The organism is Bradyrhizobium sp. MI1.7 (genome assembly GCF_055811795.1).
This window is the reverse complement of record NZ_JBVVPO010000057.1, coordinates 10,485-18,478: the sequence shown is the minus strand read 5'-3', so window position 1 is coordinate 18,478 and position 7,994 is coordinate 10,485. Positions and strand designations below refer to the sequence as shown.

At 63.5% G+C, this 7,994-nt stretch carries 6 protein-coding genes; 2 read left to right on the top strand and 4 right to left on the bottom strand.

What is annotated here, in order from left to right:
• Positions 1-219 precede the first annotated feature (219 nt).
• Positions 220-1,134, top strand: a complete 915-nt coding sequence (locus tag AC0L3X_RS35390; protein ID WP_014496864.1) for an SDR family oxidoreductase — start codon at positions 220-222, stop codon at positions 1,132-1,134.
• Positions 1,135-1,249: 115 nt separating this feature from the next.
• Complete coding sequence (locus AC0L3X_RS35385; protein WP_063984675.1) at positions 1,250-2,416, top strand: SMP-30/gluconolactonase/LRE family protein; 1,167 nt, start codon at positions 1,250-1,252, stop codon at positions 2,414-2,416.
• Positions 2,417-2,489: 73 nt separating this feature from the next.
• Here the strand turns inward: AC0L3X_RS35385 and ppc are convergent, their stop codons facing one another.
• From ppc to AC0L3X_RS35365, 4 genes are all read right to left on the bottom strand, one after another.
• On the bottom strand, positions 2,490-5,288 hold the full coding sequence (gene ppc, locus AC0L3X_RS35380; protein WP_063984676.1) for a phosphoenolpyruvate carboxylase: 2,799 nt from the start codon (positions 5,286-5,288) through the stop codon (positions 2,490-2,492).
• A 122-nt stretch (positions 5,289-5,410) separates the two neighbouring features.
• Positions 5,411-5,815 carry a YccF domain-containing protein gene (locus AC0L3X_RS35375; protein WP_071915736.1) on the bottom strand — a complete coding sequence of 135 codons (405 nt, stop codon included), beginning with the start codon at positions 5,813-5,815 and terminating at the stop codon, positions 5,411-5,413.
• A 63-nt stretch (positions 5,816-5,878) separates the two neighbouring features.
• Entirely contained in the window at positions 5,879-6,958 is a 1,080-nt protein-coding gene (locus tag AC0L3X_RS35370) for a rhomboid family intramembrane serine protease (protein WP_063984678.1), read from the bottom strand.
• Positions 6,959-7,045: 87 nt separating this feature from the next.
• Positions 7,046-7,840: an enoyl-CoA hydratase/isomerase family protein gene (locus AC0L3X_RS35365; RefSeq protein WP_063986557.1), complete on the bottom strand. Its 795-nt coding sequence runs from the start codon at positions 7,838-7,840 to the stop codon at positions 7,046-7,048.
• Positions 7,841-7,994: the final 154 nt, after the last annotated feature.

Sequence of the window (7,994 nt, the reverse complement as noted above, 5' to 3'; positions counted from 1 at the left end):
ATCTCAACCAACGCCAGGTTGACGTCCTCGGGGGGGCCAACCGCCACCACCTTAAACACCTCCGCCTGGGGGTTGGTGGGGGGGTGGCCCCCCCCGGGGGCCCCCCCCCCCCCGAGCCCGGAATCCATAACCACGATCGGGAGTATGGATTCCGGGCCTGCGCCTTGCGGCGCATCCCGGAATGACGGCGGAAATTGGAACGGCTAGCGGAGAACTCACATGACAAAATCACTGCAAGACAAGGTCATCATCGTCACCGGCGCGGGCCGCGGCATCGGGCGCGAGATCGCGCTGCTCTGCGCGGCGGAGGGCGCCAAGGTCGTCGTCAACGACCCCGGTGTTGCCGCCGACGGCGCCGGTTCCAGCGCTTCGCCTGCCGAGGAGGTGGTCGACGAGATCAAGAAGCGCGGCGGCATCGCGGTGCCCAATTTCGAGTCGGTGGCGGAAGCTGTCCCCGCCAGCAAGATCGTGAAGACCGCGACCGATCATTTCGGCAAGCTCGACGGCGTCGTCAACAATGCCGGCATCCTGCGCGACATGATCTTCCACAAGATGAGCGTGGAAGCGTTCGAGGCCGTCATCAAGGTTCACCTGATGGGCTCGTTCTACGTCAGCCACGCTGCGGCGCGGATCTTTCGCGAGCAGGAGAGCGGCTCATTCGTGCACTTCACCTCGACCTCCGGCCTGATCGGCAATTTTGGCCAAGCCAACTACGCCGCGGCCAAGCTCGGCATCATCGGGCTGTCGAAGTCGATCGCGCTCGACATGGGCCGCTTCAACGTCCGCTCCAACTGCGTCTCGCCGTTTGCCTGGACCCGCATGATCGGCACCATTCCGACCGAGACCGAAGCTGAGAAGGCGCGCGTCGAGAAGATCAAGCAGATGGGACCGGAGAAGATCGCGCCGATCTGCGCCTATCTGCTCTCCGATGCCGCCAAGGACGTCTCCGGGCAGATCTTCGGCGCACGCATGAACGAGCTGTTCCTGTTCAGCCAGAACCGCCCGCTGCGCTCGGTTCATCGCAGCGAGGGCTGGACGCCGCAAACGATCGCGGAACACGGCATGCCGGCACTGAAGGGCTCGTTCTACAAGCTCGACCGTTCGGCCGACATCTTCCCCTGGGATCCCGTCTAGCCGTTTTCCCAGCAATTGTTGCATTGCGATCTCCGGTTGTCCGACCGGAGATCGCCCGCATTACGCCCGATTGCGGGCGAATGGTTTCCTTCCAACAAAAAAACGGGAGGCGACTATGACAAAATCACTGACCAATTCTACCGGTACTGATGAGCCGTGCCTTGGACGCCGCACCCTCTTGAAGGGCGCGGCAGCGGCGGTAGCCGCGACCGGCGTTACGATGAACGCAACCCTGGCAGCCTCTGTCGCGCCATTGGGCCAGACCGGCACTCCGACGATATCGACGGCCCCGTTGCCCTTGGGACCGCTTCCCGGCAGCCGCTACCCGGACTCCCGTCTGGAATCCGCGAAGAAGGGGCCGCCAACGTTCGGGCCTGCCGACTTCCCGGCCTTCGCCGGCACCATGGCGGTTGAGCGTGTTGCAACCGGCTTCCGATGGGCCGAAGGTCCCGTGTATTTTGCAGCCGGACGATATCTGCTGTTCAGCGACATCCCCAACAATCGCATCATGCGCTTCTCGGAGGATGACGGTCATACCAGCGTCTACCGTCAACCCTCGATGAACTCGAACGGCAACACGATCGATCGCGAAGGACGCCTGATCACGTGCGAGCATAGTGGGCGGCGTGTGACGCGCACCGAACTCGACGGCTCGATCACCATCATTGCCGACAAATTCAATGGCAAGCGACTGAACTCGCCGAACGATGCGGTCGTCACCGCCGATGGCGCGATCTGGTTCACCGATCCGGCCTACGGCATCGGTGGCTTCTATGAGGGCATCAAGGCCGACCCCGAGCAGGAGAAGAAGAACGTCTACCGCGTCGACCCGAAAACCGGCGACGTCAAGGTCGTCATCGACGATTTTGTGGAACCCAACGGGATCACCATCTCGCCCGACGAGAAGAAGCTCTACATCTGCGAGACCGGATTCACGGACGGACCGGACAACCCATCGCATATCCGCGTGTTCGACCTCGACGTGGCGGCGGGGAAGGTGTCGAACAGCAAGGTCTTCGCCGAGATGCCAAAGCCAAGCATCACCGACGGCGTCCGCTGTGACACCGAAGGACGGGTCTGGTGTTCGGTGGGCTGGGGCGATCCGAACGAAGACGGCGTGCGCTGTTATACGCCATCGGGCGGTCTGCTCGGCAAGATTCATATTCCGGAAACAGTAGCGAATCTGAGCTTCGGCGGTCAGCAGCGAAACAGGCTGTATATCTGTGGCTCGACATCGCTCTATGCTGTGTACACCAGTGTGCAGGGCGCACTAAAGCCGTGAACATCAACAAATAGCGAATGGTGAGTAGCGAATAGTCGGCAGCGGCACGCCCTTCTGTTCGCTACTCGCCCCATTAACCCGTATTCCTCAACCCTGCCGAGATGCCGTTGATGGTGAGCTGAATCCCGCGCAACACCTGCTCGTCCGGGTTCTGCGCGCGGTGCTCCTTGAGTAGCTCGACCTGCACGTGGTTGAGCGGATCGAGATAGGGGAAGCGGTGGCGCACCGAGCGCTCCAGCAGCGGGTTGCCCTGGAGGAGCCGGTCCTGGCCCATGATGTCGAGCAGCGTCTCGATGCAGGAATGCCATTCGCGGCGGATGCGGCCGAAGATCTTTTCGCGCAAGGCTTCGTCCGGCACGAGCTCGGCATAGCGCGAGGCGATCGCGATCGAGCTTTTGGCCAGCACCATGTCCATGTTCGACAGCAGCATGCGGAAGAACGGCCATTCCCTGTAGAGCTCTTTCAGGAACGGCATGCCCTTGTCGGGATGCTCCGCGATCCACTGCTCGACCGCGCTGCCAAAACCGTACCAGCCGGGCAGCATCAGGCGGCACTGCGCCCAGGAGAACACCCAGGGAATGGCGCGCAGATCTTCGATCGCGCGGGTCTTCTTGCGCGAGGCCGGACGGCTGCCGATGTTCAGCGTCGCGATCTCGTTGATGACGGTGGAGGCCCAGAAATAATCGACGAAACCGTCGGTCTCGTAGACGAGGCCGCGATAGGCCTTGAAAGCCAAATTTGAAAGCTCGTCCATCGCGGTGAGATATTCGCGGCGCGGCGCGCTCTGGCGCGGATGCAGCAGGCTCGCCTCCAGCGTTGCGGCGGCGAGGATCTCCAGATTGTTGCGGCCGACTTCGGCGTTGGAATATTTCGACGAGATGATCTCGCCCTGCTCGGTGATGCGGATCTGCCCGTTCACCGCGCCGCCGGGCTGGGCGATGATGGCGTCATAGCTCGGACCGCCACCGCGGCCGACCGAGCCGCCGCGGCCGTGGAACAGGCGCAAGCGCACGCTGTGACGCTCGAACACGTCGACGAGGCCGATCTCGGCCTTGTAGAGTTCCCAGCCCGAGGTGACGAAGCCGCCATCCTTGTTCGAGTCGGAATAACCGAGCATGACCTCCTGTACGCTGCCGCGGCTGTCGACGAGGCGGCGGTAATCGTGCAGCGACAGCATGCGATCCATGATGCCGCTGGAGGCCTGCAAATCCTCGATGGTCTCGAACAGCGGCACGATGTTGATGGCGCTGCGCCCGGAGGGATGGACGAGGCCGACCTCCTTGAGCAGCACGGCCACTTCGAGCATGTCGGACATGCCCTTGCACATCGAGATGATGCATTGGGGAATGGCGTCCGAGCCAAACTTCGCATGCGCCTCCGCGGCGGAATGGAAGACGTTGAGCTCACCCATGGTCTCGTCGCTGTATTTGACGAATGGCGAGACCAGCGAGCGTGTGCTGCGCAATTCATTGGTGAGCAGCGAGATGCGCGCGTCCTCGCCCAGCGCGAGATAGGACATGCCGGGGTTCGCGGCATCCATCAGCTCGGCGATGGTACGTTCGTGCACGGCCGAATTCTGGCGGATGTCGAGCCGCGCCAGATGGAAGCCGAAGCAATCCACCGCGCGCCGCAGCAGTCGCAGCCGGCCGCGGGCGATGACGCGGGCATTGTTGGAGATCAGCGAACGGTGCAGCACGTCGAGATCGGCCTGCAGCTCCCTGACGGTCTCGTAAGGCCTGCCCTTGCCGACCGGCCGGCGCGTGATCTCGACCTCGAGCTTTTCGGCCGTCGCCGTCAGGCGCGCATAGATGCCGGAGACCGCGAGACGATAAGGCTCGCCGCTCCGGTGCGGCGAGGTGTCGGGCGAGCGTTCCGCCAGCGTCCGCAGCTCCTCGGAGACGTCGGCGAGGTGCGCTGCGATCGACAGCTCCGAGCCGAGCACATGCAGCTCGTTGAGATAGAATTGCATCACCCGGCTCGACTGCAGCCGCAGCGTCCCGCGCATGACGTCGGCGGTGACGAAGGGATTGCCGTCGCGGTCGCCGCCGATCCAGCTGCCCATGCGCAGGAACGAGGCGAGCTCGCTTGCAGCCGCCTCGCCGCTCTCCTCCAGCCGGTCTTCGAGCACGTTGACCAGCCGCGGTACCTCGCGCAGGAAGGTGTAGTCGTAGAAGGACAGGCCATTGGCGACCTCGTCGAGCACGGTGAGCTTGGTCCGGCGCAAGAGATTGGTCTGCCACAGCGTCAGCACCTCGCGGCGGAGCTGTTCGTCGCTGGCGGCGGCCTCGTCTTCAGTCAGCGCCACACGCTCGCGGCGGTCCAGCAATGCCGCGACCTCCATCTCGCGATCCATGGTGCTCTTGCGACGGACCTCGGTCGGGTGCGCGGTCAGGACCGGGCTGACCAGCGCGGTCTTGAAGAAATTACGCAGCACATCGGAGCTGATCCCGGCGTCCCTGGCATGGGCCAGCGTCTCCGCCAGTACGCCGGAACCGGTGCTCTGGGCGGCACTGCGGGCGCGCATCTGGCGAATGTTGTTCTGGTCCTCGGCGATGTTGGCGAGGTGGGAGAAATAGCTGAAGGCGCGGACAATCCGCACCGTCTCGGAGGTCGACATGCTGTCGAGGATCTGCTCGAGCTCGCGGCGGGCAAGCCGGTCCTCGTCGCGGTGGAACCGGATCGAGGTCTGGCGGATGCGCTCGACCAAGTCGAACAATTCCGCGCCCTCCTGGTCGCGCACCGTGTCGCCCAGGATGCGCCCGAGCAGGCGGATGTCGTCACGCAGCCGCACATCTGCCTCCAGCGCCTGGGCGTCCTCAGGGCGATTAGGGCGATGGTCAGTGGTGTCGGGTGGCACGGTCTGGAGGGACATGGCTCGCTTCCTTGTTCGAGCTCGCTTCGCTGCCCGGCTCAGCCGAGTGTGCAAGTTTTTTGCCGCAGCGCAAGATGAAGTTGGGGGCGGCGCACACTGAAAGGGGCGATCACTCCTTGCGGCTAGGCCGGCACGATCACCTTGCCGATCGGCCAGAGCGCGATCCCCGCAAGCTTCAGATGGGCCCAGGCAAAGGGAATGCCGATGATGGTGACGGCGAAGATCACGGCTGTCAGCACGTGGCCGAGTGCCAGCCACCAGCCGGCCAGCACGAACCAGATAATGTTCCCGATCACCCCGAGCGGGCCGGTGCCGATATCGCCCATACCGGTGACCTCGTCGCGGTTGACCGCGCGCGAGCCGAACGGCAGCAGGGCGTAGACCGCGATGTTGAACGCCGCCCGCGCCCAGGGAAGGCCGATGATGGTAATGGCCATGATGACAGAAGCCACCAGCCAGCCGAATGCCATCCAGGCACCGCCGATGAGAATCCAGATCACGTTGAGCAGAATGGAAACGGGGGCCATTAGATTTAGGAACCTTGGGATGATCCGGGGTCAATGAGCCCTCTTATAGCACGACCTCCGCGGTCATAGTCCATGACGCCGGCTGCGTTCGGCACGCAGCGATGTGCCGACAAATCCGACATCCTCGATCCCGCGCGAAATTTCCCTTGCGCAGAGCCACAGCGTCACCGCGGCGGCACCGATCGCGGCCAGCCCCGAGATCAGAACAGGATTGGGACAGAATATGACGAGAAGATTATCGAGTGGAACGGACCCGGTTGGCCAGCGCGGACTGCAAGAAGATGCCAGAGCCAAACCGCACAGCAGGATGGTGACAGCATTCGCTCCAGCCAGGGCGACCACGACGATCGCAAGACCCTTCTTCATGGAGAGGACGAGATCAACCACCTTCACGACCGCACAGCATGCGATCACGACAACGATGGCCAGGCCCCATCCGGAAATCCCGGCGGCGATGGCCTGACCGCTCCAAGCCCACGCAGCAGCAACACAGGCCAACAGAGTGAGATTGACCTTCACGGCTTCGGGAAATTTGCAACGAAGCGCGTAAGGATTCGCCTTCTCGATGAGGTCCAGCAATGCGCAGGCGATCAATCCGGCCGCAAAGCCGCCGAGATGGACGCCCCAGTCGATCCGCGAATTGCCGAGCGCAAACGCGATGTTCAATCCGATGTTGATGGCGAAGAAGTCGAACCTGACGTCGAGCTTGCCGAGGATCCACAGGCAGAGCAGCGCACCCAAAATGCCCGACGTGGCGCCGGACGCGCCGACGGTCAAATAGGGCGTGGAATGGATGCCATTGCCGATGACGGCGCCGAACACCATCGCGCAGAGATAGATGATGAGGAAATAGGCCGGTCCCACTCGCCGCTCGAGATGTCCGCCCCACAGCACGAGGCACAACATGTTCATGGTGAGGTGGACGAAGTTGACATGCAGGAAGCCATAGGCGAGCAGGCGCCAGTACTCATGCCGCGCGATTGCGCCCGAATACATGCCGCCATAGCGATACAACAACTCTGCCGGCGCCGCCGGACTACCTGCCTGGATGAAGCAGAATCCCGACGCCAGGACGGTCACCGTCATCAGCGCGTAAAGGGCCGCATGAGGAACTTCGAAGAAGCTGGCGCGGTATGAGGGCATCGGCGATCGCAAGCGGTTGGCGTGGGAACGTCAACCTAGCCGAGCCGATTACTGATTGCTACTCCAGCGTGCGCGATCAGGCGGCGCCTACCGCCCCTCGAACTTCGGCTCACGCTTCTCCATGAACGCCTTCATGCCCTCGGCCATGTCCTGTGTCTTGAACAGCGGCAGAAGCTGGAGGTAGACGTGGTGAACGTGATCGGAGAAGTTCTCGTTGAGGCCCATCCGCATCATGCGCTTGGAGGCCTGCACCGCGAGCGGCGCGTTGGCGGCGATTTCACGGGCAATCGCAGTGGCGCGGTTCATCAGCTCGGCATCCGGAACGACCTCGTTGGCGAGGCCCCATTCCAGGCACTCGCGCGCGCTCAGCGTGCGGCCCGTAAAAATCAGCTCGGACGCCTTGGCCCAGCCGAGCATCCGCGGCAGCAGCCACGTGCCGCCGGATTCCGGCACGACGCCGCGCTTGACGAAGGCCGCCGCAAGCTTCGAGGACTCCGCCATGATGCGGATATCGCAGCCGAGCGCGGTGTCCATGCCGTAACCGGCGGCGCCGCCGTTGACGGCGCAGATGGTCGGCTTGTCCATCGCCTGAAGCACGGTCGGCGGCGTGTTGCGCAGATTGATCGTGGTCGGCGAAGACGCGGCACTGAGGCCATTGCCGTCGCGCTCCCGACGCAAATCGAGGCCGGCGCAGAATGCCCGCCCCTTGCCGGTGAGGATCACGACCCGGACGTTGCGGTCCTCATTGGCCTCGGTCAGCAGCCGCGCCAGATCGTTCAGCATCGGGCCGGAGATCGTGTTCATGCGCTCCGGCGCATTCAGCGTGATCACCGCGATGTGGTCGGCGACCTCATAGAGGACTTCGTTTGCGGCGTCGGTCATGATCATTCGTTCCTGTGTTCGTAGCCCGGATGGAGCGAAGCGAAATCCGGGGTCTTTCTGACGCGAGCACCGCCCCCGGTTTGGCGTAGCGCCCAGCGGGGGAAAAGGGGTTGAAAAAATTCCCCCCCCCCGCGCCCCAAATGGGTACCGCCGG